Origin of the sequence: Sphingomonas sediminicola (assembly GCF_049991885.1) — a bacterium.
Lineage (GTDB): Bacteria > Pseudomonadota > Alphaproteobacteria > Sphingomonadales > Sphingomonadaceae > Sphingomicrobium > Sphingomicrobium sediminicola.
On the sequence record NZ_CP178916.1, the window covers coordinates 737,597 to 760,052 of the forward strand.

Genomic DNA, 22,456 nt, shown 5'->3' on the forward strand with positions numbered 1-22,456 from the left:
CGGTCCCCCAATGTTTGGCGCCGGAGGTTATAGCTCCGCGTGCGTCGCGCAAGCCGACACAGAAAAGGCGGGGCCCTTGCGGACCCCGCCTCCTCGCGTGATGAATTGTTCGCCTAGCTGCGCGAACGTGAGCTCGAGCGGCCAGTCCCGGCGTCCGCGGTTTCGGTCGAGCCGGTCGTATCGGACTGGATCGACCCGCCCGTGCCAGTCGCGCTTCCGATCGCGGAGCCGCTTCCGGCGGTCCCGGTCATCGATGCGGTCGTGGTCCCGACGCCTGCGTTCGAGCTTGTGCCGAGATCGGCATTCGATTGGCTCTGGCTCGAGCGATTGCGGCGCCAGCTGTCGAAGTCCTGGTTGAACTGCTGCTCGCGCTCGCGGCAGTAGTCGTCATAATCCCTGTCCAGCTTCGCCATCTCGCGATCTCGCCAGTTCCGATAGTGGTCGTGCTCGCTGGATCCGAAGGTCTGATTGCCGAAGCCTCCGAGTGTTCCGCTGAAATCGCCGTAACCTAGATGCGAGTCACCGAGGTTGCGCTCACGATCGCGATCCCAGTTGCTCTGGCCACGGTTGGCTTCGCCCCAGCTTTGGGGGTGGCTGCGCTGTTGGCTGCGGAAGTTTCTTTCGTCGCGGAAGCCACCGGAGCCCCTTTCCGACGACCCGAACCGGTCGCGTTCGCGGCTGAAGCTGCCGCTCGGGCCGCTGTAGCCGCTTTGCGCCATTCCGCCGAAGCTGCTGAGATCCTCGCGTCCGAAGTTCCGGCTCCTGCCCGGTTCCGGGAACGAGCTGCGGTCCATGTTCCGGTCCCAGGACGGGCTGCGCGGCGCGCCGCTTCGGCTGAACTCGCGATCGCGATCCCAGCTCGAACTGGAGCCTCTCAGATTACGGTCACGATTATCATCGTCGCTGAACCAGGACCGGACCTCGTCGCCGGCTTTCTCGAAAAATCCGCGGCTGTCGTCACGGTCACGCCAGTTGGACCGTTCGCGGTCACTGTCGAGCCATCGATCGCGGTTGTTGTCGTCAGCGCCATATTCGTTGCCGACGGGTTCGCTATATCCTCTCGCCATTACAGGCCTCCTTTTCCGTGGGAATCGGGGCATTGGGCCCACGGCGATCCAACGGGCGGGAATCATGGCCGTTCCGGTCCGGGCATGTCGCTTGGCGTGCCGCCGCATCCGACTAGCGCATGGCGAGGAGAATTCTCACGAAGCGCCTGATTCGACGTGGAAAAGGACCGGTTAGCCGATCAGCAGAACGGCGGCCGCGCCGGCCGCTGCAGCCAGCGCTGCAATCACACCGTAGCCCAGCCAGTGACGGTGCTCGATCACCGCGATCTCCGGCAGCGGGGGCGGCGGAGGAGCAGCACCGAACGGCGGATAATATTGGTCGATCCGCTTGATGAGTTCGGGAACGAGCTTGGCCGCGCGGACCAGCTCGATGATGCGATCGGCGTAATAGGCCTCGGGGCCGAGCTCGGCGCGCAGCCAGTCGCGGAGGAAGGGCTCGGCGGTTTCCCACATATTGATGTCGGGATCGAGCGCGGTTGCGACGCCCTCGTTCATCACCATCGACTTCTGAAGAAGCAGGAGGTGCGGCTGCGTCGGCATGTCGAAGTCCCGAGTGATGGAGAACAGGCTCTCGAGCATTCGGCCGACGGAAATTTCCTTCACCGGCAGGCCGCGGATCGGTTCACCTGCCGCGCGGAGCGCAGTCGCGAACTCCTCGACGCTGTGGTGTGGAGGGACGTACTGCGCCTCGAAGTGGATCTCGGCCACGCGGCGATAGTCGCCGGTAATAAGACCATAGAGGATCTCGGCCAGCCACATGCGGGCGCGGCGGTCGATGCGGCCCATGATGCCGAAGTCGATTGCTGCGATCCGCCCGTCTTTCAGCGCGAACAGGTTCCCGTGGTGCAGGTCGGCGTGGAAGAAGCCGTCGACCACGGCCTGCCGAAGGAATGCCCGGACCAGTGTCGAAGCGAGCGCGTTGCAATCCTGGCCAGCGGCGATCAGCGCGTCGCGGTCGTTGAGCTTGATCCCATCAAGCCATTCGAGCGTGAGCACGCGCCGCGCAGTGCGCCGCCAGTCGATTTCAGGGACATAGTAACCCGGCTCGGCGACCATGTTCTCGCGAAGCTCGGACGCGGATGCCGCCTCGCGCTGCAGGTCCAGCTCGCGCGCGGTCCATTGCTTGAATTGAGCAACGACTTGCCGAGGTCTCAGGCGAGCCGGTTCACCGCCTATCGCTTCGACGTGCACCGCCGCCCATTCATAGGTCTCGATTGCTCTTGCGATCTCTTCCTCGATGCCGGGGCGGAGGACCTTGACCGCGACGACGCGGCCTTCGCTGGTCACGGCCTTGTGGACCTGCGCGATGGAAGCGGCGCCGATCGGTTCCGGGTCGAAACTCTCGTAGAGCTCTTCGAGCTTCGCTCCGAACGATGCCTCGACGACCCTGCGGATTGCGTCGAAGGGGGCAGGGGGCAGGTTATCCTGGAGCCGCGAAAGGTTCTCGGCCGCCTTGGCACCCACCAGGTCGGGACGGGTCGACAAGGCCTGTCCCAGCTTGATCGCTGCCGGTCCGATCTCCTGAAGCGCTGCCGCGTAATCCGGCGTCGGCGGGATCCGCGCTCCAAAGCGAGCGATCTTCGCCAATCTTCTCACCTGCGGCGGCGTGAGCGGGTCGCTTTCGATCCCGCGCAAAGCGCCGTGGCGAGCCAGCGTCCGGCCCCACTTCAACAGACGCCACAGGTGGGTGACGGTTGTTGTCAAATCTTCCACCCGCTGTGGATCGTCACGAGGCCGCCCAGCATCGGTTCGGCCGCGGTCCGGACGAACCCGGCTTCCGTCACCATGGCCCGGAAGTTCTCGGGGCGCGGGAAGCGCTGGATAAATTCGACGAGGTATTTGTAGCTCGCCTCGTCGTCCGCGATCGCCTTACCGAGCTTTGGAATGACGTTCTTCGACCAAGCGTCGTACAGCTCGGAAAAGCCGGGCCAGTCGCTGCGCGAGAATTCCATGCAGAAGAAGCGCCCGCCGCGCTTCAGGACGCGATGCGCTTCCTTCAAAGCAAGAGGGATGTGGGTGACGTTCCGGATGCCGAAAACGATCGTGTAGGCATCGAAGCTATTGTCGGCGAATGATAGCTTCTCGGCATTTTGAACCTGCCAGGTCAGCCCCTTGAGACCGCGCTTCCCCGCGCGCTGCTCGCCGACCGCGAGCATGTCGGCATTGATGTCGGAGACGGTCACCTCGGCGCCGCGCTGCACCATCCTAAAAGCAATGTCGCCGGTGCCGCCGGCCATATCGAGGATGTGCTCGCCCGGCCGCGGCTTCACCCTGGCGACGAACCTGTCCTTCCACAGCCGGTGCAAGCCGCCTGACATCAGGTCGTTCATCACGTCATAACGGCGGGCGACGGAGCTGAAGACCTCGCCTACACGACGCGTCTTCTCTTCGGGGCTGACAAGCTCTTCGCCGAAACTGACTTTTGCACTTCTGTCGGACATGGGGCGGGCCTCTAGCGGGGTTGGGGCCGGTCCGCCATATCGCCAGCCATGCCTGAACTTCCCGAAGTAGAAACCACTGTCCGCGGTCTCGCGCGTGTTCTCGAGGGCAGGCGGATAACCAGCGTCGAAGCGCGGCGTGCCGATCTCCGGCGGTCATTTCCGAAGGATCTCGGCCAGCGGCTGACCGGCGCTAAGGTCACCGGCCTTGGCCGACGCGCGAAATACGGCCTCATCCACACTGACCGCGACGACACGATGATCTTCCATCTCGGGATGTCGGGAAGCTGGCGGATCAACCGCTCCGAACTGGAGAAGCACGATCACCTGCTGCTCGAGACGGAGGAGGGGACGCGTCTCGCACTCAACGATCCGAGGCGATTCGGGTCGGTGGACCTGGTTCCGACCGGCGAGCTGGATGAATGGCCCGCCTTCGCGGCGCTCGGCCCGGAGCCGCTCGAACTCGAGGCTCGCGACGTCAAGCGGCGGCTGGCCGGTCGGAGCGCGGCCATCAAATTGCTCCTCCTCGACCAGGGCATCGTGGCCGGCCTCGGCAATATCTACGTCTGCGAGGCGCTGTATCGCGCGGGCATCCACCCGAAGCGGGCAGGCGGATCCGTGTCGCTGGCCCGGCTCGAGCGGCTCGTCGCCGCCATCAGGGAAGTGATCGACGAGGCAATCGAGGCGGGCGGATCGACGCTGCGTGATTTTGCCAGCCCCGATGGCGAACTGGGCTATTTCTCGAAGACCTTTGCCGTCTATGACCGTGAGGGACAGCCCTGCGGTTGCGGGGGAACCGTCAAGCGATTCGTGCAGGGCGGCCGCTCGACGTTCTATTGTCCTGCCTGCCAGAGGTGACAGGTTGACGATTCGGACCTCTCCCGTTAGGGGATCGCTCGCATCGGCGCGGCCTCTTGGCTACGCGCCGCTTTTTCATTGAGCCACAGGGTTTTAGAGGAACATTCATGGCGAACACGCCGCAAGCCAAGAAGCGCATCCGCCGCAATGATCGGCGCGCAGCCATCAACCACAGCCGCGTCAGCCGCATCCGGTCCTTCATCAAGGCCGTCGAGTCGGCGCTGGACGCGGGCAAGAAGGATGAGGCTGCAAAGGCACTTCGTGAGGCTCAGCCAGAGATGGCGCGCGGCGTCGCTCGCGGCGTTCTTCACAAGAACACGGCTTCCAGGAAGTTCTCGCGGCTGGCCAAGCGAGTCGCCGCTCTCGGCTGATTTCGAGGGCTGCAGTCCCGCAACGATACGGGCCGTCGGCATTGCCGGCGGCCCTTCGTTTTTCTGCCTGTAAAAAAAATGCAGCAATTACCGCGATTCGCGCTCCGGTTAACGGGAAAGTAAACAGGGAATCCCCAGAAATCCGCCAATTCCTGCCAAAATCCCCGCGTTTGCGCTGTCAAGGCTGATTATTTCGTTCTTGTGAAAAATCGCGCTTGAATGACTCGCCGCACGCTTCCAAAACCATTCTTCCAGACGCGAATCCGCGTCGGGGGGCTAGAGAGAAAAGCAACCTTGGGCGCCCGACTCGGTCGGTCGCGACGGTCCCTTTTTGTCTCTGGCTCTTGAGGAATGTGAGGAGGCGCCACTCAGTGCAGGCAGAACGTTCGGACTCGTGCCAGGAGCGGACTGAAGGGCAGGTCGCCGCACCGCTCGAGGCCGCCTGGGACTCGATCCGGGCCGGACTACGCCGTGACCTCGGCGCCCGCACTTTCGACGGTTGGCTCAAGCCGGCAGCGCTCGGCAATTTTGATCCGGAAATGGGCGCGCTCGACGTCGTCATGCCGAGCCAGTTCATGGCCGATTGGGTGCGGTCGCATTTCGGTGATCGACTCGCGCTCGCGTGGAAAACGACGCTTCCGCTGGTCCGTGAAGTCCGGGTTGTCGCGAGCTCCGACGGTCCCCGTCCGACGCCGCTCCTGATTCTTGAAGAAGCTCCGGAGCCAGCAGCCCGCGGCCGTGATCCTTCGATCCCGAATTTCGATCCGCGCTATCGGTTCGAGACCTTCGTGATCGGCAAGGCGAATGAAGTCGCCGCGACCGCCGCCAAGACGCTCGCCACTGCCAAATCGGTCAGCTTCAACCCGCTGTTCATCCATGGTGGAACCGGCCGCGGCAAGACCCATCTGCTGCACGCGATCGGCCACGCTTTCCTGGCGCAGAACCGCTCGGCGAAGGTCGTGTCGATGTCGGCCGAGAAGTTCATGGTCGAGTTCATCCGCGCCCTGAAGGAAAACGACACGATCGGGTTCAAGCAGCGGCTGCGGAGCGCTGACCTCCTGCTGATCGATGACGTTCAATTCATCGCCGGCAAGGATTCGACGCAGGAAGAATTCTTCCACACGATGAACGAGATCATTACGGCCGGCCGCCGGCTGGTGATCACGTCGGACCGCGCTCCGCAGGATCTGGACGGCATTGCGCCGCGCATTCTGTCGCGCCTGTCGTGGGGTCTGGTCGCCGACATCAACGCGGCCGACTTCGAGCTTCGCTTCAATATCATCGAGACCAAGCTGGCGGCTCTTCCGGCCGTCGATATGCCGCGCAACGTCGTCGAGTTCCTTGCGCGCCGCGTCACGTCGAGCATCCGCGAACTCGAAGGTGCGCTCAACCGCATCGCCGCCTACGCGATGATGACTGGCCGCGCGATCGACGTTGCTTTCGTCGAGGAGGTTCTCGCCAATGTGCTCCGCGCCAACCAGCGGCGGATCACGATCGACGAGATCCAGGCTCAGGTCGCCGAGCACTATCGCATCCGCAAGGCGGAGATGACTTCGGCTCGCCGCGCTCGTGAAGTGGCTCGTCCGCGCCAGGTCGCGATGTACCTTTCGAAGCAGCTGACTCCGAAGTCGCTTCCCGACATCGGCCGGCGCTTCGGTGGCCGCGACCATACGACCGTGATCCATGCCGTCCGGCAGATTGAAAAGCTTCGCGCGAGCGATGCGGAGCTCGACGCCGACATCCGCCTGCTGACGAGGCAACTCGAAGGCTGATTCCGGGGAGGGGGTACTCGGTCGCCCCAACGGCCGAAGAACTGGCCCGGCTGGCGAAAACCAGCCGGGCCTTTCTTTTTAGCGTGTCGCGGTGGCGGGGCGCTTTCGGCCCGGAACCGTGATCTTCACGGTCTTCCCGTTCTCGCCCGGGAAATTGGTGAACATCGCTTCGATCAGGTTCGGAACGAGCGTTCCAAGCTCATCGGTCTGCGAACGGGCAACCGCCTTGCCATCGAACAACGGCGCGTTGTCGACGCGCCGAACGATGTCGAGGTCGAGTTCGCTCTTGTAGACCGTGTACTCCCGGATCGGATCGGCGCCGAAGCCGGAGTAGGGCGAGTTATACCAGAACGGATCGTCCCAGCCCCAGTAGAAGGGCGAGCGGTAACCGTAATAACCGTAGCGCGACCAGTATGGCCGGCCGAAATAGCCGCCGTAGAACGGGTCATAGAAGCCGCGATAGAACGGGTCGTAGTAACGGGACCGCGCGAACGGATCGACTGAGATTTCCTTGGTGCCGTTGTCGACGCCGTAGCCGACCTTGACCAGCATATCGGCCGCAGCGGTGCTTGCAGCCTGCTGATAACCGCGCGCGGCCATCTGCTCGGCGACGAGCGCCGCATAGCGGTTGAACTCAAGGCCGGACTGGACGCCCTGGCCCGGGACTACGTAGAAGCTCTGCCCCTGCGGAATGGCAACAGAATAGCGAGTGACCTTCGTCGGAAGGCTGGTGGCGCAGCCAGATACGCCAAGTGCCGCCACGCCAATGAAGGCGGCGGCCACAAGATTGCGAATACGCATGTTACACCTCGATTCCCGAAAACCCGTTTGGGTTCGGGCCCTTATATCACCGGCAGTGCTGAACTGTCGATGAAGCGAGGTGTCAGCGCGGCAGGCCGACCGCGCTGTAAGCCTGCTTCAGAACGGGCTGGCCGAGCGAGGCCGCGCGCGCGGAGCCGTCAGCAAGCAGCCGATCCAGCTCAGCCGGATCGTTGCGCAGTTCTTCGAGCCGCGAGCGCAGCGGGTGCAGCAGGGCCACGAGCGCGTCGGCAAGCGCCGGCTTGAACGCGCCGAAGCCCTGGCCGGCAAATCGCGACAGGACTTGTTCGACGGACTCACCGGTCACTGCGCTGTAAATTCCAACGAGGTTCTTCGCTTCGGGCCGTCCATCCAGCAGAGCTGGATCGTCGGGAAGCGGCTCCGGATCGGTCTTGGCCTTGCGGATCTTCTGCGAAATCTGGTCGTCGCTGTCGGTCAGGTTGATGCGGCTCATGTCCGACGGGTCGGATTTGGACATCTTCGCCGATCCGTCACGAAGGCTCATGATGCGAGCCGCGGCCCCGGCCGGGATGTACGGTTCGGGCGGCACGAACAGCTCCACATCGTAATCGGTGTTGAACTTGATCGCGATGTCGCGGGCCAGCTCCAGATGCTGCTTCTGGTCCTCGCCGACCGGCACGTGCGTGGCGCGATAGAGCAGCACGTCCGCGGCTTGCAGGACCGGATAGGTGTAGAGACCGACGCTGGCGCCTTCTCGCGACTTGCCGGACTTCTCCTTGAACTGCGTCATTCGATTCAGCCAGCCGACACGAGCGGTGCACTGGAGGATCCAGGCTAGCTCCGCATGGGCCGGGATCGCGCTTTGCTGGAAAAGGATCGACTTCTTTGGATCGATCCCGCTGGCGATCAACGCTGCCGCCATCTCGCGGATGTTCGAACGAAGCTCCTGCGGATCGACGTCGATCGTCAGCGCGTGAAGATCGGCGAGGAAGAACAGGCACTCGGCCTCTTCCTGCATCCGGACCCAGCGCAGAATGGCGCCCAGCAGGTTGCCGAGGTGAAGCCCGCCAGTCGGCTGGATACCCGAAACGACCCGCATGCTGGGGTTAGCCGACATCGGTGTACGGCCTCCTGCGACGGAACAAGGACTTCAGTTCGTCGCGGTCGGTTCCGCCGAAGACCCAGACTGCCGGAAAATACACCGCCATTCCGCCGCCTACGAGAGCGGTGACACCCACGAGGCGATGGCCGACCGAACCCTCGAACCAGCTTCCGAGCAATGTACGGATTCCATAGAGTGCTGCGACCATGCACGCGCCGGCGAGGAGTTGCCGGAAGACGCGTGAAGCCAGCCAGCCCTCGATCCGGAAATGCCCGCGACGGTGCAGAATGACGTAGAGCAGCAGGCAGTTGAGCCATGATGTGATCGCGATCGCGGAAGCGAGCCCGGCAATCCCGAACGGCGGAATGAGGATGAAATTGAGAAGGACGGTCGCGACCAGCACCAGCGCCGCAATCTTCACCGGCGTTGCCGTGTCCTGTCTCGCGTAAAAGCCGGGCGTCAGCACCTTCACGAGGACATAGGCGGGCAGGCCGAGCACGACGATCGAGAGGGTCAGCGCGGTGAGGCGTGCGTCCTCGGCCGTAAAGCGGCCACCCTGAAAAAGTGCGGACACGAGCGGGAGAGCGCTAACGGCGAGGGCAAGCGCGGCTGGAAGGCACAACAACATTGCGAGCTCGGCTGCTTGGCCCTGCACCTTGGCGGCCTTGTCGGGCTCGTTGGCGCCGACATGTTTGCTGACCTGCGGGAGAATGGCCGTTCCCAGCGCCGCGCCGATGACTCCGAGCGGGAGTTGGTTGAGGCGGTCGGCATAGTTGAAATAGCTGAGCGACCCGGTGCCGAGGCGGGCAAGGAAGAACGTGTCGATGAAGGCACTGATCTGATAGACGCCCGCGCCGAGCGTTGCCGGCACGACCACCCGGATGAACTGCCGTACGCCCGGGGTCATCTTCGGCCGCTTCAGTTTCAGGACTACGCCTGCGCGCTTGCAGGCGTAGAGCAGCAATCCGAGCTGCAGAACGCCTCCCAATGTCACCGCGATCGAAAGCGCCGTCGCGGTGATCGTTCCACCGACCGGCACGAAGATCAGCGCGGTGAGCATCGCCAGGTTCAGTAGGGCCGGAGCGAACGCCGCGGCCGTGAACCGCGCGAGGCTGTTGAGAATACCCGAGAATAGCGAGACTAGGCTGATCAGCAGGAGATACGGAAAGGTGATCCGGGTCAGGAAAGTCGCAAGGCCGAGCTTGTCACCGGAGTAGCCCGAAATCGCCGCAACGAAGAGCGGCATGATGATCTCGAAGACCAAAGTGAAGACGATCAGCGTCGGGACGAAAACCGCCAGCACTTCCTCGGAGAAGCGCTTGGCCTTCGCTTCGCCATCTTCGCCTTGCAGCCGCTGACTGTAGAGCGGTACGAAGCCCGCCGAGAAGGCGCCCTCGCCGAAGAGCCGCCGGAACGTGTTGGGTAGCCGGAATGCGACGAAGAATGCGTCGGCCTGCCAGCTCGCGCCCATCACGCGCGACATGAGCATTTCGCGGCCGAAGCCCGCAATGCGGCTGACCATCGTCAGCCCACCGATCGTTCCAGTCGCCTTAAGCAGGTTCATGCGCCGATCCCGCGTTGATTAGAGCGAAATCAGGCTTGGTCTGAGCCTTCGGGCGGCGTCGCGGGCTCCGAAGCACCCTCGCTACCGTCGCCGTTCGTCTGCGATTCCTGGGCCTGCTGCTGAAGCTGCGCAAGATAGGCCGCGCCGAAGTCGATCCCGTCGAGCAGGAGCGGCGGGAAGCCGGCGTTCTGCGTCGCTTCGGAAATGATCTGCCGCGCGAACGGGAAGAGCAGACGAGGTGCCTCGATCAGGAGGAACGGGCCAAGCGCCTCTTCCGGGAAGTTACGAAGGCCGAAGAGGCCAGCATAGCTCAGCTCGATCATGAACTGGACGCCACTGTCGGAACGAGCCGAAACCTCCAGCTTGATCACGACTTCGTGAACGTCGTCGGAAACGCGGTCGACATTGATGTTGAACTGGACGTCTACGCGGGGTTGGTCAGTCCACTGGAAGACCTGAGGCGCGTTCGGATTCTCGATCGACAAATCCTTGATATATTGCGCCAAAGTCGCGGCCTGCGGGCCTGCGGCTGGGTCGCCGGAGCCGTTTCCGGGCGTGAGCATATCCTGATCGGCCATTTGTTCTTCGCCTTCGATCGATTTGGGAGTAGCGGACCCGCTTGGGCCCGCGAGCGTTTCGAGTTGGCCGACTAGCAGTCGCCCAACGGGCGCGCAATGGCGGCGGCATGGTGAAGTGGGCTTTGAATTGAAAGGTTTCGCGCACTATGTTTGCGGCGAAACTGGAAGGATCGGAATCTAAGCGTTGACTGTAATCGTCATCCTAGCATTGGTGGCATTGTTCATCGGCCTCAGGCTCTACAGCGTGCTCGGCGAGCGGACCGGACATGAGCAACAGCCGATCCTGAAGCCTGCGGACCCCGAAGCAGTCGTTGAGCCGCGAGTGAATCGGCCCTCGGTCGTCCAGCCGTCTGCGACCGACCCTGGCGATCTGGCATACCTGCCGACGGCCGGACCCGGAGTCCGCGCACTTCTTGCGACGGACCCCGCCTTCGACGTCGCGCGCTTCCTCGAAGGCGCCAAGTCGGCTTACCGAATGGTCCTCGAAGCCTATTGGAAGGGCGATGCGGCCGGTCTTCGTCCGTACGTCGACGACCATGTCTTCGAGACGTTCGACTCCGCGATAAAGCAGCGTGAGAAGGACGGTCTCATCCTCGACAACCGCCTGGTTCAGGTCGAGCAGGCGCTGATCACAGCTGCGTCCGGCGACAACGATCTTGCCGTCGTAACCGTCCGCTTCGAAGCCGATATTGCTGCAGTGACGCGCAACAAGGAAGGCGAAGTGGTTGCCGGCTCGATGAGCGACGCGGTACAGACCCGTGACCTCTGGACTTTCCGGCGTCAGATAAGTTCCCGCGACCCGAACTGGCTCTTGATCGAGACCGACGAGGAAGAGTGACGCGCTCCGCAAGAGCGCTAGCGCTCGCGACTTTCATCATTCTGTCCGCCTGCGCTACGCGTCCGATCGAGGCGCCGGCAACGACTCAGCCCCCTGCGCTGGCCACAATTCCCGCGCCAGCGCCGGTCGTTCCGCCGCCTCCCGCGAATGCGATTGCCGCCGGCGTCACTCTCGCCGCAGCGCCCTCGTTCATCACGCAACTCGATGCGAGCCGGGCGCTCCAGGCATTCCGGACCAGTTGCCCGGTGCTCCTCAAGCGACAGGACCAGTCCGGACTGACCGGAGCCCAGGACTGGGCAGCGGTTTGCGCGGAAGCTGCGACCGTTGCGCCCGCCAACGCGGCGGCTTTCTTCCGTGACCGCTTCGACTGGGTCTCGGTCGGCCAGGGCAAGGCTTTTGCGACCGGTTACTACGAACCGGAAATTGCCGGATCACGCACTCCGCAACCCGGATACATTCCGATCTACAAAGTCCCTGCGGATTTGATCCGGTGCACGCGGGCAGATGGCCAGACTGGCCGGGGACGCATCGACGAAACCGGGACCTGCGCCCTCTACTACACCCGCGCGGAAATCGAGGACGGCATCCTTGCCGGGAAGGGGCTGGAGATCGCCTGGGCGGCAGACCCGGTCGACCTGTTCTTCCTCGAAATCCAGGGCTCGGGCCGCGTTCGCTTCCCGGATGGAAGCGTCATGCGGCTTGGCTATGCCGACCAGAACGGCCGCGAATATGTTGCGATAGGGCGCCTGCTTCGCGAGCGCGGAATCCTTCCTCCCGGCGGCGCCAGCATGCAGGCGATCAAGGATTGGATGCGGGCCAACCCCGATCAGGGCAAGGCGCTGATGCGGGAAAATCTGTCCTATATCTTCTTCCGTGAGCTGACGGGCCCGGGACCGCTCGGCGCTCTCAACGTGCCTGTCTCGCCTCGCGCGACGGTGGCAGCGGACCCGAAGTTCGTTCCGCTCGGCGCGCCGGTGTTCCTCGCGCTTGATCGGCCGGAGGCTTACGGCTTCTGGATTGCGCAGGACACGGGCGGCGCGATCAAGGGCGCGAACAGGTTCGACACGTTCTGGGGGGCAGGGGTCGAGGCGACGCAGGTTGCGGGCGGAATGTCCGCGAACGGCGTGGCGCTGATCCTGGTGCCGAAGGGCACCGCGAGTGTCGCGCGCGCTCAACCCTGAAGAATCCGAGCTCTGGGCTCGGGTAACCGCAACCATCCGTCCGCTATCGCGCGAGCCGCTCACGGACGGACCTATTCCAGTTGCCAAGGCCGAGGCTGCTCCGCCTCCTGTGGCGCCGCCGACGAAGCCGAAGGGCCCGGCCCCTCGCAGGGCAGCGGTTCCTCCTCCGCCGCCCAGGCCGGGCATAACGCTCGACGGCACCTGGGACCGGAAGTTGCGCTCCGGTTCGATCCAGCCTGACCGCATCATCGATCTCCACGGCCTGAATCTCGACGGTGCCTGGCGGGCGATCGACCTTGCGCTGGAACGTGCGGAAGTCGCGGGTGACAGGGTGCTTTTGTTAATAACCGGGCACCATCGGCCGGGCGAGCCACCGGTCCAGCGCGGCCGCATTCGCGCGGCGGTTCACGACTGGCTTGCGGTATCGCGGCACGCAGGTCGTATCGCTGCGGTTCGAGGCGCTCATCCGCGCCACGGCGGAGGGGGTAGCCTCTATATCGTGCTCCGGCGCCGGTAACGTCGTCTCTGCACGGATTGTTAACCCTGCCCGTTTAGGTCTGGCCAATCGGCAAGGTGCCGACGCTCGGGGCGCTACGCAATTCGATGAAAGCAGGCACTGCCCAGAAATTCAGCAACGCCCTGCTCTCGGGCGCGGCGGGGGTCGCCTCGTTCGTCTTCTCGCTGTGCGCCTTCCTCTACATCACGAACTTGAACGATCAGATCATCGCATCGATCGTTGCCGGCGCCTTCTGCCTGCTCATCTGCTACATCGCCTCGGAACGGCCCAACAGCGAAAGCGCCCGCGCGTTGACCGCGCTCGGAGACAGGCTTCTCGCAGTTGAGGACGGCGACCTTGTCTCGCCGCCGCCCGCGATCGTTCGGCAGAACATGCCCAAACTTGCAGCGGCCGTGGACACATTGTTCGCGGAGGTTCGCGCATCGATCGAGAATGCGCAGGCGCTCGGCATGTACGACCCGGTTACGTCGCTGCCCAACCGCCTTCATTTCCGTTCCGAAGCCGACAAGCTTCTGGGCGGGGCTGCGGCGGGGAGCAGCTGCGCGATGCTTTTCGTCGACCTCGACCGCTTCAAGATGGTCAATGACAGCCTGGGCCACGCACGCGGCGACCAGCTGTTGATCATGGTGGCGAACAGGCTCCGGGTCGTAGTCACCGCGGAAGTCGCCGAAGGCCCCGGAAAGAGGCCGCTGCTCGCGCGCCTTGCCGGCGACGAATTCACGCTCTTCTTCCCGGAGATCACTTCGGTTAGCGACGTCGAGCGGGTTGCGCGACGGATCGCCCTCGCCATTTCCGAGCCGTTCGAGCTTTACGGACATAGCGTCGATATCGGCGCTTCCATCGGCGTGGCGATCAGTCCCGATCATGGCAGCAGCATAGAATCGCTGATGCGCGCGGCGGACATCGCGATGTATCGTGCAAAGGCGCTCGGGGGCGGGCAGCATTGCCTGTTCAACGACGAGCTCGCGGCGGACCATCAGCGCAAGATCGATATTGAGAAGGCGCTCACCGAAGCGGTCCAGCGGGGCGAGTTCGTGCTCGCCTACCAGCCACAGCTCAGTCTCGTCACCGGCGAGCTGGTCGGCACCGAGGCCCTGCTGCGCTGGAACCACCCGCGCGACGGTCTCTGCCTGCCCGGCAGCTTCATTCCGGTCGCCGAAAGCACCGGCCTGATTTCGGAAATCGGCGACTGGGTGATCGGCGAGATCTCGGCGACGCTCGGGAACTGGCACCGCGACGGCTTCGATCGGCGGGTTGCCTTCAATGTCAGCCCGCGGCAGCTCGACCGCGTCGATTTCTTCAGCCGGCTCCGCCATGCGCTTGCCGACAACGGCGTCCCGCTCTCGATGGTCGAACTCGAGTTCACCGAGACTGCGGCGATGAGGGCCAGCGAAGCCGTAGTCGTCGAAATCGCAGCGCTTCGTGCCGACGGAGTGCGAATCTCTATCGACGATTTCGGGACGGGCTATTCGAATCTATCGCGGCTGCGCACGCTTCCGCTCGACCGGGTGAAGCTCGATCCGTCGCTGATCGCGGATATCGAGCAGAGCGAGCGGGCCCGCGTCATCGTCCAGGCGGTGATCCAGCTGATCAAGGGCGTCGATTGTGAGATCGTCGCCGAGGCGGTCGAAACGTCGGCCCAGGCGGATATCCTCCGCGCGATGGGATGCCACACGATCCAGGGCTTCGTCTTCGCCGAGCCGATGTTTGAGGACGAGTACCTCGGCTGGACCCGCGACGCCGGTTCGTCCCGTATCGTCGCTTAGCTCCGGCTGCTTCAACCCGGATGATCGTCGATTCCAAGACCCGGTCGGCCGGACTTACATCCGACGGAAAGCCGTTTGATCTGGCATCCGTTCCGCACGACCCCCACCGGAAGTGGAATTCAGCGGTGAAAGCCCCGCTGCCCGAAATTTACGGCGCGCCATTTGCTTGGATTTACGGTCTCTACAGCGGTCATGGCCGGTTCTACCCGCCTTACGATCCCGTACTGGACGTCAATTGGGCCGAGCTTGCCCAAATTCTCTGAGGTCGTCCTAAGCGACAACCTTGCGCAAAATCCGCTCATAAATCCGTGAGAGGGCGTGGATGTCTTCCACGGCAGCGCTCTCGTCGAGCTTGTGCATGGTCGCGTTGGGAAGCCCGAAGTCGACGACCGGGCACAGCTCGATCAGGAAACGGCCGTCGGAAGTTCCACCGCTCGTGGAGAGTTCCGGGGCAATGCCCGTTTCTTCCTCGATAGCCGCGACGATCACGTCGTAGAGCGGGCCAGGCGGCGTCAGGAACGCTTCGCCGGAGATACGCGCACGCACCGTCGAGCCGGGGGCCTCGCGCTCGGCGATCTCCTCGACCATTCGAACAAGGTCAGCACCGTGCTGCAGATTGTTGAAGCGGATGTTGAGCTGAGCTGTCGCCGACGCGGGTATGACGTTGCTCGCCTGCGTCGGTGTCGTGACCGCCGTGAATTCGAGATTCGAGGGCGGGAAAGCTTCCGTCCCGTCGTCCAGGTGGACGGCGTTCAGTGCTGCCACGACCCTTGCCAGCTTCGGCACCGGATTGTCCGCGCGGTGCGGGTAGGCGACGTGTCCCTGCGTGCCCGGCACATCGATCCACATGTTTACCGAGCCGCGGCGGCCAATCTTCACCGTGTCGCCAAGACGATCGACCGACGTCGGCTCGCCGATGAGGATCATGTCCGGGCGGATCGACCGTTCCTTCAGCCAGTCGATGATCCTGGGCGTGCCGTAGGTCGCATATCCCTCCTCATCGCCGGTGATCAGGAAAGAAATCGTCCCCTTGCCTTGCTCGACACGCGAAACGGCGGCGACGAATGCGGCGATTGCACTTTTCATGTCTACCGCGCCGCGCCCTGTAAGAACGCCGTCCTCGATCAGCGTCTGGAACGGGTCGCTGCTCCAGCCGTCGCCTGGAGGGACAACATCGAGGTGACCTGCGAAGCCGAAGTGCGGACCTCCCTCGCCACGGATGGCAACCATATTCTCCGTCGGCCCGTCGGGCGGCTCGCCAAGCACGAAGCGATGGACGGTGAAACCGAGCGTCGTCAGCGCTGCATCGAGAACGTCGAAGACGTTTCCGTGGGCGGGAGTGACGCTCGGGCAGTTGATAAGGTCTCGCGCAAGGGCGATTGGGTCGGCGGACATTGCAGCGGCGTAGCAAAGGAAGAGGGCATGCCCAAGGTCGACCTTGAAAGCATCGAGCAGATCAACCGGACCGGCTATCCGCCGCCGCACAATGAGGCGGTGGCCGGGCGCTGGTATCGGCGATTGGCTCCTGCGACGGGCCTGACCGACTTCGGGGTAAGCCATGTCACGCTCAAGCCCGGGGCCTGGTCCAGCCAACGCCATTGGCACGATGGAGAGGACGAATTTGTCGTGATGCTGTCCGGGGAGGCGGTGCTGGTCGAGGACGAAGGCCGGACGCTTCTCCACGCGGGCGATCTCGCGGCCTGGCCCAAGGGGACCGGGAACGGCCATCACCTGATCAATGAAAGCGCCGAAGACTGCACCTTTCTTGCCTTCGGCGGAGGGACGAACACCGGCGGCGGTTATTCGGATATCGATCTGCGATTCACGCCCGAAGGCACTTACGTCCACAAGGACGGATCGCCTTATTAGGCGGGCTCGTGCTCGTAATGCTCGATGACCCAGGGCTCGTCCTGTGCCTTGTCGATCCACTCCCCGACATCGGGGTGTGACAGAACGGCCTTCATGTAGAGCTCGGCGAACGGTGGCATCGGCACCGAATAGGTGATGAAGCGCGTCACGACCGGCGCGTACATCATGTCAACCGCGCACCAGTTCCCGAACAGGAAGTCGCCGCCGCTGCCGCCGAACCGCGCCCGAGCCTGTGCCCAAAGCTGCAGGATCCGCTCGATCTCGTTGCGGACCTCTTCGGATATCGGTTTGAACGGGAAGGTCTTGCGGACATTCATCGGCAATTCGCGCCGGAGGTTGGCAAACCCGGAATGCATTTCCGCGGCCATGGAGCGCGCCATTCCACAGGCGGACTCGTCCTGCGGCCAATATTTGTCCTTGCCTACCCGGTCGGCGAGGAATTCGACGATGGCGAGACTGTCCCAGACGACGCAGGCGCCGTCCCACAGGATCGGCACCTTCCCGAGCGATGGCGCGAATTCGTCGCCCTCGCGCCGCTTTTCCCACTCTTCGTCGAACATCGGCACGACGAGCTCTTCGAACTCTTCGCCCGAGTGCTTCACCGCAAGCCAGCCTCGCATCGACCAGCTCGAATAGGCGCGGTTGCCGATGATGAGCTTGATCAAGTCGATCTCCCTACGACGTCGCAGCTTCGAGGATTGCTGCTCTCAACTCGGTAATGCCGGAGCCGGTTTCGCTCGACGTCGCGATCAGTTGCGGATGTGCGGCAGCATGCTTGGCCGACTCGGCCGTCGTTTGCTCCAGGACCACGGCGAGCTCGGTGGGCTTGATCTTGTCCGCTTTCGTAAGGACGAGCTGATAGTTCACTGCGGCGGAATCGAGCATATCCATGATCTCGAGGTCCACAGGCTTCAACCCGTGCCGGGAGTCGACGAGTACGAAGGCTCGGCGAAGGACGGCACGGCCACGCAGGAAATCATTCACCAGGAAACGCCAGCGCTTCACGAGGTCTTTGGGCGCCTCCGCAAAGCCATAACCGGGCATGTCGACTAGTCGGATTTGCGGCGGGCGGCCCACGTCAAAGAAGTTGAGCTCCTGAGTCCGGCCAGGCGTGTTGGATGTCCTCGCCAGTCCCTTGCGGTTGGTGAGCGCGTTGAGAAGCGAGCTCTTCCCGACGTTCGAACGGCCTGCAAAGGCGATCTCAGGGCACTCCGGGTCAGGCAGGAATTTCAGGGTCGGCGCCGACTTCAGGAAGTCGACAGGCCCGGAGAACAGCTTGCGGGCCTGCTCGACAATATCTTCGTGTTCCTGCTCCACCTCAGGTCGTCGCCGGATGCGTGTCGGAGAAGTGCAGGCCATATTTCTTGTACAGCCACCACTGCTGCAGAATCGTCAGGACGTTACTGGTGACCCAGTAGAGCTGCAGACCGCTCGCAAATGGCGCCATCACGAACATCATGATCCACGGCATGATCGCGAAGATTTGCTGCTGCGTCGGGTCCATCGGGGCCGGATTCAGCTTGAACTGCAGCCACATCGTCACGCCAAGCAGGATCGGCAGGACGCCGATCGCAAGAAAGTGCGGAGGCGCGAAGTCCAGCAGGCCGAAAAGGTTGATCGGCGTCAGCGGGTCCGGCGCCGAAAGGTCCTTGATCCACAGAGCGAAAGGCTGGTGCCGCATTTCGACGGCGACCATCAGTACCTTATAGAGCGCGTAGAAGATCGGGATCTGGAGCACGATCGGCAGGCAGCCCGCGGCAGGATTGATCTTCTCCTGCTGGTATAGCTTCATCATCTCCTGCTGAAGCTTGGGCTTGTCGTCCTTGTAGCGCTCCTGAATCGCTTTCATTTTCGGCTGCAGCTTGCGCATCGCGGCCATCGACTGGAACTGCTTCTGGGCGATCGGGAACATGAGGCCGCGAACGATCAGCGTCAGACAGATGATCGCGACGCCGAAGTTGCCGATCTGGTGGAACAGCCAGTTCAGCAGGTCGAAGATCGGACGCATGAACCATTCAAACCAGCCCCAGTCGATCGACTTGGAAAGCTTGGTGATGCCCGCATTCTCGTAGCGGTCCAGTGCGGCCTTTTCCTTGGCTCCGGCGAAAACCGAAGTCGTGAAGCTGGTCGTCTGGCCCGGCGCGACGACGGATTGGGGCGCAACCGCGTCGGCCTGGTAGGAGCCTGATGCGGAGTAGCGGAAAGAATCCCGCGTCGTTCCCTGAGGGGCAAGGGCCGTTAGCCAATATTTGTCGGTGAAGCCGATCCAGCCCTTCGACGGGTCGTAATTCAGGCCGTTCGGGCCGGCCTCGCGCACTGTTTGCCACTTGGTTTCGTAATCGGCCTTGCCGTCGCGGACGCTCATGGGGCCGACGTGGACGGTGTAGCTCGAAATGTCGGCGGAACGGCCTGCACGGCTGGAATAGCTATACGGTTGGACAGCGACCGGCTGGGTCGATCCATTGGTGACGCGCTGCTCGACCGTAAAGAGGTAGAGATCGTCGACCGAAATGACGAGCTGATAGGTTTGGCCCGCTGGACTGGTCCAGCTGAGCGTCACCGGCTTGCCCGGCGTGAGGACTCGCGAACTGGCCGTCCAGACGGTGTTGCCGTTCGGCGCGTTCGGCCCATTCCAGCTGAAGCCGACAAAGGACGACGCCGCGGTTCCCTGCGGGTTGAGCAGTGCTACCGGAGAGGAGCTATTCTTGTAGGTGACGTGGTGCTTCAGCATCCACAGATCGTCGATCCGTGCGCCCTTGAGGTTGATCGAACCGCGAAGCGCCGGTGTTTCGATCAGCACTCGCGGCGTTTCGCGCAGGACCAGGTTGCGATCGCGCAGTTGAGATGGTGCGTTTGCCACCGGACCACTCTGCGGCTGGATCTGCGGTTCGATCTTACCCTTCTCGACCTTTGGCGGCGGGTTCTGCGGGATGAACCTGTTCGACAGGAAGCTCCAGCCGAGCAGGATAAGCGCGCTCAGCACGACCGCGAGGATCAGGTTCTTGTTGTCGTTCACTTGTGATCCTCGATCAGGGTACGGGGTCGGGGCCCTGGCCGCCCCAGGGGTGACAGCGCATGATCCGCTTGAGAGCGAGCCATCCGCCGCGGGCAGCGCCATAGCGTTGAAGTGCAGTGATCGCATAGGCCGAACAGCTCGGCTGATAACGGCAGCTTGGCGGAAGCACTCGGGAGGGACCCTTCTGCCAGCCGCGCGCGATCAGGATGAGCAGCTTGGCGATCACGGGCGCATCTTTTTCAGCGCATTGGCCAGATCGGTCCGCAGAGCGTCGAACTCGCGTTCAATTCCGCCGGAGCGGCCGATCATCACATGGTCGGAGCCGCAATGTCCACCCGCCGGTATGATTTCGCGGGCGAGTTCACGGAAGCGGCGCTTCATGCGATTCCGCACGACGGAGCCGCCGACCTTCTTGCTGACGGTGAATCCGACGCGCTTGGAGGGATCGCCGTCCTTACGATCGCGGACGAGAAGGATAAAGCCAGGCGTCGCAGCGCGCCGACCGGCGTTCGCAGCGAGGAAGTCCGAGCGTTTCCGAAGGATGATTAGGCGCTGAGCTTCTTGCGGCCGCGCGCGCGGCGGGCGTTCAGCACCTTGCGACCGCCCACGGTTGCCATGCGCGACCGGAAGCCGTGCCGGCGCTTGCGGACGAGGTTGCTCGGCTGGAAGGTGCGCTTCATCGCTCATTCTCTCAAAATCTAAATGAAAAGGGCCGCCATTCCGGCAGCCGCTGTTGCAGCGGGCCGATAAGGGAGGGGCGGCTGGAAGTCAATTGGCTCTGCGCTCCGGACCCGCGATGGTTTCGCTTGGTGAGGTGGTGAGTGCCTCCGCCTCGCGCTCCTTCTGAAGCTTGCTGCGGCGCCGGGCGCTCCTTCGGCGAAGTGCCCAGTCGGCCCAGCTGCCCGCCTTCGGCTTGGACCGCTTGAACCGCACGTAGCGGCGTTTCGCCCACATGCTCGTCTTGAGCACCATCGCAAGGCCGATCGCAAAGACGAAGACACCGCCCGGTCCGGGAAGCGCTCCGACCGGAATGGCCGCGATCATGAACAGGATTCCGAGGACGAAGATCGTCCATTCGACTGCGGGCTGGTCGATAAACTTACGCCACTGTTCCCTGGTAATCATCGAACGGATGTGGGGCGAGGCGCCTGTCCTCGCAAGGACTTGCAGTGTGTGTCGCGCCATCGCGCTAGCAGCATCCCGCCGAGTTAGGGGGTGTCTGCTTAGCCCATTGTGGCGGGGCCGAATGACCGCCACGGTCGCCACGGTTGCGTACCTCGGGCTCGAAGCCCGGCCCATCGAAGTCCAGGTCCAGCTTTCCGCTGGGTGCATTTGGCGGAGGCGCTCAGCTACCGGCGGCAGGCACCCCGGAATTAGTTGCGGTTGGGAAATGACGGGCTAGCATCTCGGTCTTCAACAGAGGGGGAATACATGACTGAACTGACGCCGATCGATTGGGCGAAGCGCCCGTTGCAAATATATGCCGATTTCTCGGGCCGCGCGCCTCGGGCGGAATATTGGTGGTTCACGCTCGCTCTGGTCGTTGCCTACATCGTCATTTCCATCGTGGAGAACATCGTCGGCCTCGACCATACGGTCGGTCCGTACGGTTTCCTCAGCATTCTCCTGATGCTTGGAACACTTGTTCCGTCGATCGCTGTCGGCGTGCGGCGCCTGCACGACACCAACCGCAGCGGCTGGTGGTTGCTGATCGCGATCGTGCCCTACCTCATCTTCGCACTCGCGGCCGGCGCGGCGATTGCCTCGGGAAGCATGATGGCGCTCGCAGGCGCGACGATGCTGCTCGGCTTGCTGGCTCTCGTCGGTGGGATTGCGCTGCTGGTTTTCATGGTTCTTCCGGGAACCAAGGGCGAAAATAGCTACGGACCCGACCCGTACGCCGGTGGCACCGCAGCTGCGACCGTCTGAAGTTAGGAGGCGGGCCGCTGTTCGACGGCGGCCCGCCTCAACCTACGAGAAGGAAACGTGAATTTCTGGATTACCAAACCTTCGTAATTGATATTTAACAGCAATTCAGCGAAACTTTCGGAAGCGCGTGGGTAGCGGTGCTCAACCGTCTAGCGACCTGCCGCGTATCGAGGGGGTCACCATGAAGCTGTTCGAATGCGCGCTTTATACGCTGAAGAAATATGCTGATTTCTCCGGTCGGGCTTCGCGCGAGGAATTCTGGCTCTTCTTCGTTTTCGTGATCATTGCGAGTGCAGTTGCCAGCCTTGTCGGAACGCTCCTGGCCCTAGGGCCGCTGCTTGCGGGAGCGGTCGGCGTGTTGCTGCTGATTCCGCAGCTGGCCGTGGGTGTCAGGCGTCTCCACGACGTCAATAAGACGGGCCGCGAGCTGATCGTGCCCTGCGTGATGCTGCTCCTCGTGCCGGTGGCTTTCGCATTCCGGGGAGCGCTGCCGCAGATCGTCGCGCTCGGCTACCTTGGCATCACGGTGCTCGCGTTTGCCAATCTTCTTACGCTTTTCATGAAGAAGGGCTCGACGATTCCTAACCGCTACGGCGCGGCGCCGACAGCATTCTCATTTGCCGGCTGAACGCCGCGGTTGTCCTTCCGGCGGGCGCTCGCTAGCTAGAGCCCGCTACGGGGCCCCTGTGGCGGAATGGTAGACGCGCTCGACTCAAAATCGAGTTCCTAACCGGAGTGTCCGTTCGAGTCGGACCAGGGGCACCATGATTTCTTCGCAAGCCGCTGGCGGGTATGCGTTCGGGCGGATAT

General features: G+C 63.2%; 26 protein-coding genes and 1 tRNA gene. 12 read left to right on the plus strand and 15 right to left on the minus strand.

Going from position 1 to position 22,456, the window contains the following annotated elements; translation table 11 throughout:
- Positions 1-113: 113 nt before the first annotated feature.
- The 3 genes from ACMC5O_RS03885 to ACMC5O_RS03895 all read right to left on the minus strand — a co-directional run bounded on the left by ACMC5O_RS03885 (position 114) and on the right by ACMC5O_RS03895 (position 3,508).
- A complete protein-coding gene (locus tag ACMC5O_RS03885) occupies positions 114-1,067 on the minus strand; it encodes a hypothetical protein (protein WP_187707641.1) in 954 nt (317 codons plus the stop codon).
- A gap of 171 nt (positions 1,068-1,238) precedes the next feature.
- A complete protein-coding gene (gene ubiB, locus ACMC5O_RS03890) occupies positions 1,239-2,771 on the minus strand; it encodes a 2-polyprenylphenol 6-hydroxylase (protein ID WP_426693510.1) in 1,533 nt (510 codons plus the stop codon).
- Entirely contained in the window at positions 2,768-3,508 is a 741-nt protein-coding gene (locus ACMC5O_RS03895; protein ID WP_426693295.1) for a class I SAM-dependent methyltransferase, read from the minus strand. Before ACMC5O_RS03895 ends, ubiB begins: the two co-directional genes overlap by 4 nt.
- Before the next feature lie 48 nt (positions 3,509-3,556).
- On the opposite strand from ACMC5O_RS03895, the gene mutM reads away from it, so the two are divergent.
- The 3 genes from mutM (at position 3,557) to dnaA (ending at position 6,506) form a co-directional block, all read left to right on the plus strand.
- A complete protein-coding gene (gene mutM / locus ACMC5O_RS03900) occupies positions 3,557-4,363 on the plus strand; it encodes a bifunctional DNA-formamidopyrimidine glycosylase/DNA-(apurinic or apyrimidinic site) lyase (RefSeq protein WP_187707639.1) in 807 nt (268 codons plus the stop codon).
- A 107-nt stretch (positions 4,364-4,470) separates the two neighbouring features.
- Positions 4,471-4,734: a 30S ribosomal protein S20 gene (rpsT, locus tag ACMC5O_RS03905; protein ID WP_187707638.1), complete on the plus strand. Its 264-nt coding sequence runs from the start codon at positions 4,471-4,473 to the stop codon at positions 4,732-4,734.
- Positions 4,735-5,105: 371 nt separating this feature from the next.
- Positions 5,106-6,506 carry a chromosomal replication initiator protein DnaA gene (gene dnaA, locus ACMC5O_RS03910; protein ID WP_187707637.1) on the plus strand — a complete coding sequence of 467 codons (1,401 nt, stop codon included), beginning with the start codon at positions 5,106-5,108 and terminating at the stop codon, positions 6,504-6,506.
- A gap of 78 nt (positions 6,507-6,584) precedes the next feature.
- On the opposite strand, the gene ACMC5O_RS03915 is transcribed toward dnaA, so the two are convergent.
- The 4 genes from ACMC5O_RS03915 to secB all read right to left on the minus strand — a co-directional run bounded on the left by ACMC5O_RS03915 (position 6,585) and on the right by secB (position 10,530).
- Positions 6,585-7,307 carry a DUF4136 domain-containing protein gene (locus ACMC5O_RS03915; RefSeq protein WP_187707636.1) on the minus strand — a complete coding sequence of 241 codons (723 nt, stop codon included), beginning with the start codon at positions 7,305-7,307 and terminating at the stop codon, positions 6,585-6,587.
- Positions 7,308-7,389: 82 nt separating this feature from the next.
- Positions 7,390-8,385 (minus strand): tryptophan--tRNA ligase, encoded by a 996-nt coding sequence (gene trpS / locus ACMC5O_RS03920; protein WP_187707635.1) that lies wholly within the window; start codon positions 8,383-8,385, stop codon positions 7,390-7,392.
- A 7-nt stretch (positions 8,386-8,392) separates the two neighbouring features.
- Positions 8,393-9,952, minus strand: a complete 1,560-nt coding sequence (murJ, locus tag ACMC5O_RS03925) for a murein biosynthesis integral membrane protein MurJ (protein ID WP_187707634.1) — start codon at positions 9,950-9,952, stop codon at positions 8,393-8,395.
- Between the two features lie 29 nt (positions 9,953-9,981).
- Positions 9,982-10,530 (minus strand): protein-export chaperone SecB, encoded by a 549-nt coding sequence (secB, locus tag ACMC5O_RS03930; protein ID WP_187707633.1) that lies wholly within the window; start codon positions 10,528-10,530, stop codon positions 9,982-9,984.
- 184 nt (positions 10,531-10,714) lie between these two features.
- On the opposite strand from secB, the gene ACMC5O_RS03935 reads away from it, so the two are divergent.
- The 5 genes from ACMC5O_RS03935 (at position 10,715) to ACMC5O_RS03955 (ending at position 15,095) form a co-directional block, all read left to right on the plus strand.
- Positions 10,715-11,368, plus strand: coding sequence for a Tim44/TimA family putative adaptor protein (locus ACMC5O_RS03935; RefSeq protein WP_187707632.1), 654 nt, complete (start codon positions 10,715-10,717; stop codon positions 11,366-11,368).
- Positions 11,365-12,549: a murein transglycosylase A gene (mltA, locus tag ACMC5O_RS03940; RefSeq protein ID WP_426693296.1), complete on the plus strand. Its 1,185-nt coding sequence runs from the start codon at positions 11,365-11,367 to the stop codon at positions 12,547-12,549. Before ACMC5O_RS03935 ends, mltA begins: the two co-directional genes overlap by 4 nt.
- Positions 12,527-13,066: a Smr/MutS family protein gene (locus ACMC5O_RS03945; protein ID WP_187707631.1), complete on the plus strand. Its 540-nt coding sequence runs from the start codon at positions 12,527-12,529 to the stop codon at positions 13,064-13,066. The genes mltA and ACMC5O_RS03945 overlap by 23 nt, the downstream gene beginning before the upstream one ends.
- Positions 13,067-13,152: 86 nt before the next feature.
- On the plus strand, positions 13,153-14,832 hold the full coding sequence (locus ACMC5O_RS03950) for a putative bifunctional diguanylate cyclase/phosphodiesterase (RefSeq protein WP_426693297.1): 1,680 nt from the start codon (positions 13,153-13,155) through the stop codon (positions 14,830-14,832).
- Positions 14,833-14,852: 20 nt separating this feature from the next.
- Complete coding sequence (locus tag ACMC5O_RS03955; RefSeq protein ID WP_187707630.1) at positions 14,853-15,095, plus strand: hypothetical protein; 243 nt, start codon at positions 14,853-14,855, stop codon at positions 15,093-15,095.
- A 7-nt stretch (positions 15,096-15,102) separates the two neighbouring features.
- Here ACMC5O_RS03955 and dapE read toward each other — a convergent pair whose 3' ends face one another.
- Positions 15,103-16,227, minus strand: coding sequence for a succinyl-diaminopimelate desuccinylase (dapE, locus tag ACMC5O_RS03960; protein WP_187707629.1), 1,125 nt, complete (start codon positions 16,225-16,227; stop codon positions 15,103-15,105).
- A 27-nt stretch (positions 16,228-16,254) separates the two neighbouring features.
- Between dapE and ACMC5O_RS03965 the strand changes: the two genes are divergently transcribed.
- The gene (locus ACMC5O_RS03965) at positions 16,255-16,701 is read left to right on the plus strand and encodes a cupin domain-containing protein (protein WP_187707628.1); all 447 of its coding nucleotides are present in this window, start codon (positions 16,255-16,257) and stop codon (positions 16,699-16,701) included.
- Here ACMC5O_RS03965 and ACMC5O_RS03970 read toward each other — a convergent pair.
- From ACMC5O_RS03970 to ACMC5O_RS04000, 7 genes are all read right to left on the minus strand, one after another.
- On the minus strand, positions 16,698-17,363 hold the full coding sequence (locus ACMC5O_RS03970) for a glutathione S-transferase family protein (protein WP_222949976.1): 666 nt from the start codon (positions 17,361-17,363) through the stop codon (positions 16,698-16,700). The genes ACMC5O_RS03965 and ACMC5O_RS03970 overlap by 4 nt on opposite strands.
- Positions 17,364-17,376: 13 nt before the next feature.
- Positions 17,377-18,060 carry a ribosome biogenesis GTP-binding protein YihA/YsxC gene (gene yihA, locus ACMC5O_RS03975; protein ID WP_426693298.1) on the minus strand — a complete coding sequence of 228 codons (684 nt, stop codon included), beginning with the start codon at positions 18,058-18,060 and terminating at the stop codon, positions 17,377-17,379.
- Positions 18,020-19,717: a membrane protein insertase YidC gene (gene yidC, locus ACMC5O_RS03980; protein WP_222949975.1), complete on the minus strand. Its 1,698-nt coding sequence runs from the start codon at positions 19,715-19,717 to the stop codon at positions 18,020-18,022. The genes yihA and yidC overlap by 41 nt, the downstream gene beginning before the upstream one ends.
- 13 nt (positions 19,718-19,730) lie before the next feature.
- A complete protein-coding gene (yidD, locus tag ACMC5O_RS03985; RefSeq protein ID WP_426693299.1) occupies positions 19,731-19,943 on the minus strand; it encodes a membrane protein insertion efficiency factor YidD in 213 nt (70 codons plus the stop codon).
- Positions 19,940-20,263 carry a ribonuclease P protein component gene (rnpA, locus tag ACMC5O_RS03990; protein WP_187709907.1) on the minus strand — a complete coding sequence of 108 codons (324 nt, stop codon included), beginning with the start codon at positions 20,261-20,263 and terminating at the stop codon, positions 19,940-19,942. Before rnpA ends, yidD begins: the two co-directional genes overlap by 4 nt.
- Positions 20,263-20,397 carry a 50S ribosomal protein L34 gene (gene rpmH / locus ACMC5O_RS03995; protein WP_037504084.1) on the minus strand — a complete coding sequence of 45 codons (135 nt, stop codon included), beginning with the start codon at positions 20,395-20,397 and terminating at the stop codon, positions 20,263-20,265. Before rpmH ends, rnpA begins: the two co-directional genes overlap by 1 nt.
- 88 nt (positions 20,398-20,485) lie before the next feature.
- Complete coding sequence (locus ACMC5O_RS04000) at positions 20,486-20,842, minus strand: hypothetical protein (protein ID WP_246443975.1); 357 nt, start codon at positions 20,840-20,842, stop codon at positions 20,486-20,488.
- Positions 20,843-21,148: 306 nt separating this feature from the next.
- On the opposite strand from ACMC5O_RS04000, the gene ACMC5O_RS04005 reads away from it, so the two are divergent.
- From ACMC5O_RS04005 to ACMC5O_RS04015, 3 genes are all read left to right on the plus strand, one after another.
- Entirely contained in the window at positions 21,149-21,646 is a 498-nt protein-coding gene (locus ACMC5O_RS04005; protein WP_246443972.1) for a DUF805 domain-containing protein, read from the plus strand.
- Between the two features lie 181 nt (positions 21,647-21,827).
- Positions 21,828-22,274 carry a DUF805 domain-containing protein gene (locus ACMC5O_RS04010; RefSeq protein WP_187707626.1) on the plus strand — a complete coding sequence of 149 codons (447 nt, stop codon included), beginning with the start codon at positions 21,828-21,830 and terminating at the stop codon, positions 22,272-22,274.
- 52 nt (positions 22,275-22,326) lie between these two features.
- Positions 22,327-22,411 (plus strand) — tRNA-Leu (locus ACMC5O_RS04015).
- The last annotated feature ends 45 nt before the right edge of the window (positions 22,412-22,456 follow it).

Excerpts from the sequence above, each read along its gene's own strand:
- ACMC5O_RS03885 (WP_187707641.1), bottom strand. The coding sequence starts at position 1,067 with ATGGCGAGAGGATATAGCGAACCCGTCGGCAACGAATATGGCGCTGAC.
- ACMC5O_RS03895 (WP_426693295.1), bottom strand. The coding sequence starts at position 3,508 with ATGTCCGACAGAAGTGCAAAAGTCAGTTTCGGCGAAGAGCTTGTCAGC.
- mutM (WP_187707639.1), top strand. The coding sequence starts at position 3,557 with ATGCCTGAACTTCCCGAAGTAGAAACCACTGTCCGCGGTCTCGCGCGT.
- rpsT (WP_187707638.1), top strand. The coding sequence starts at position 4,471 with ATGGCGAACACGCCGCAAGCCAAGAAGCGCATCCGCCGCAATGATCGG.
- ACMC5O_RS03915 (WP_187707636.1), bottom strand. The coding sequence starts at position 7,307 with ATGCGTATTCGCAATCTTGTGGCCGCCGCCTTCATTGGCGTGGCGGCA.
- trpS (WP_187707635.1), bottom strand. The coding sequence starts at position 8,385 with ATGCGGGTCGTTTCGGGTATCCAGCCGACTGGCGGGCTTCACCTCGGC.
- murJ (WP_187707634.1), bottom strand. The coding sequence starts at position 9,952 with ATGAACCTGCTTAAGGCGACTGGAACGATCGGTGGGCTGACGATGGTC.
- secB (WP_187707633.1), bottom strand. The coding sequence starts at position 10,530 with ATGGCCGATCAGGATATGCTCACGCCCGGAAACGGCTCCGGCGACCCA.
- ACMC5O_RS03950 (WP_426693297.1), top strand. The coding sequence starts at position 13,153 with ATGAAAGCAGGCACTGCCCAGAAATTCAGCAACGCCCTGCTCTCGGGC.
- ACMC5O_RS03955 (WP_187707630.1), top strand. The coding sequence starts at position 14,853 with ATGATCGTCGATTCCAAGACCCGGTCGGCCGGACTTACATCCGACGGA.
- dapE (WP_187707629.1), bottom strand. The coding sequence starts at position 16,227 with ATGTCCGCCGACCCAATCGCCCTTGCGCGAGACCTTATCAACTGCCCG.
- ACMC5O_RS03965 (WP_187707628.1), top strand. The coding sequence starts at position 16,255 with ATGCCCAAGGTCGACCTTGAAAGCATCGAGCAGATCAACCGGACCGGC.
- yihA (WP_426693298.1), bottom strand. The coding sequence starts at position 18,060 with ATGGCCTGCACTTCTCCGACACGCATCCGGCGACGACCTGAGGTGGAG.
- rpmH (WP_037504084.1), bottom strand. The coding sequence starts at position 20,397 with ATGAAGCGCACCTTCCAGCCGAGCAACCTCGTCCGCAAGCGCCGGCAC.
- ACMC5O_RS04000 (WP_246443975.1), bottom strand. The coding sequence starts at position 20,842 with ATGATTACCAGGGAACAGTGGCGTAAGTTTATCGACCAGCCCGCAGTC.
- ACMC5O_RS04005 (WP_246443972.1), top strand. The coding sequence starts at position 21,149 with ATGACTGAACTGACGCCGATCGATTGGGCGAAGCGCCCGTTGCAAATA.
- ACMC5O_RS04010 (WP_187707626.1), top strand. The coding sequence starts at position 21,828 with ATGAAGCTGTTCGAATGCGCGCTTTATACGCTGAAGAAATATGCTGAT.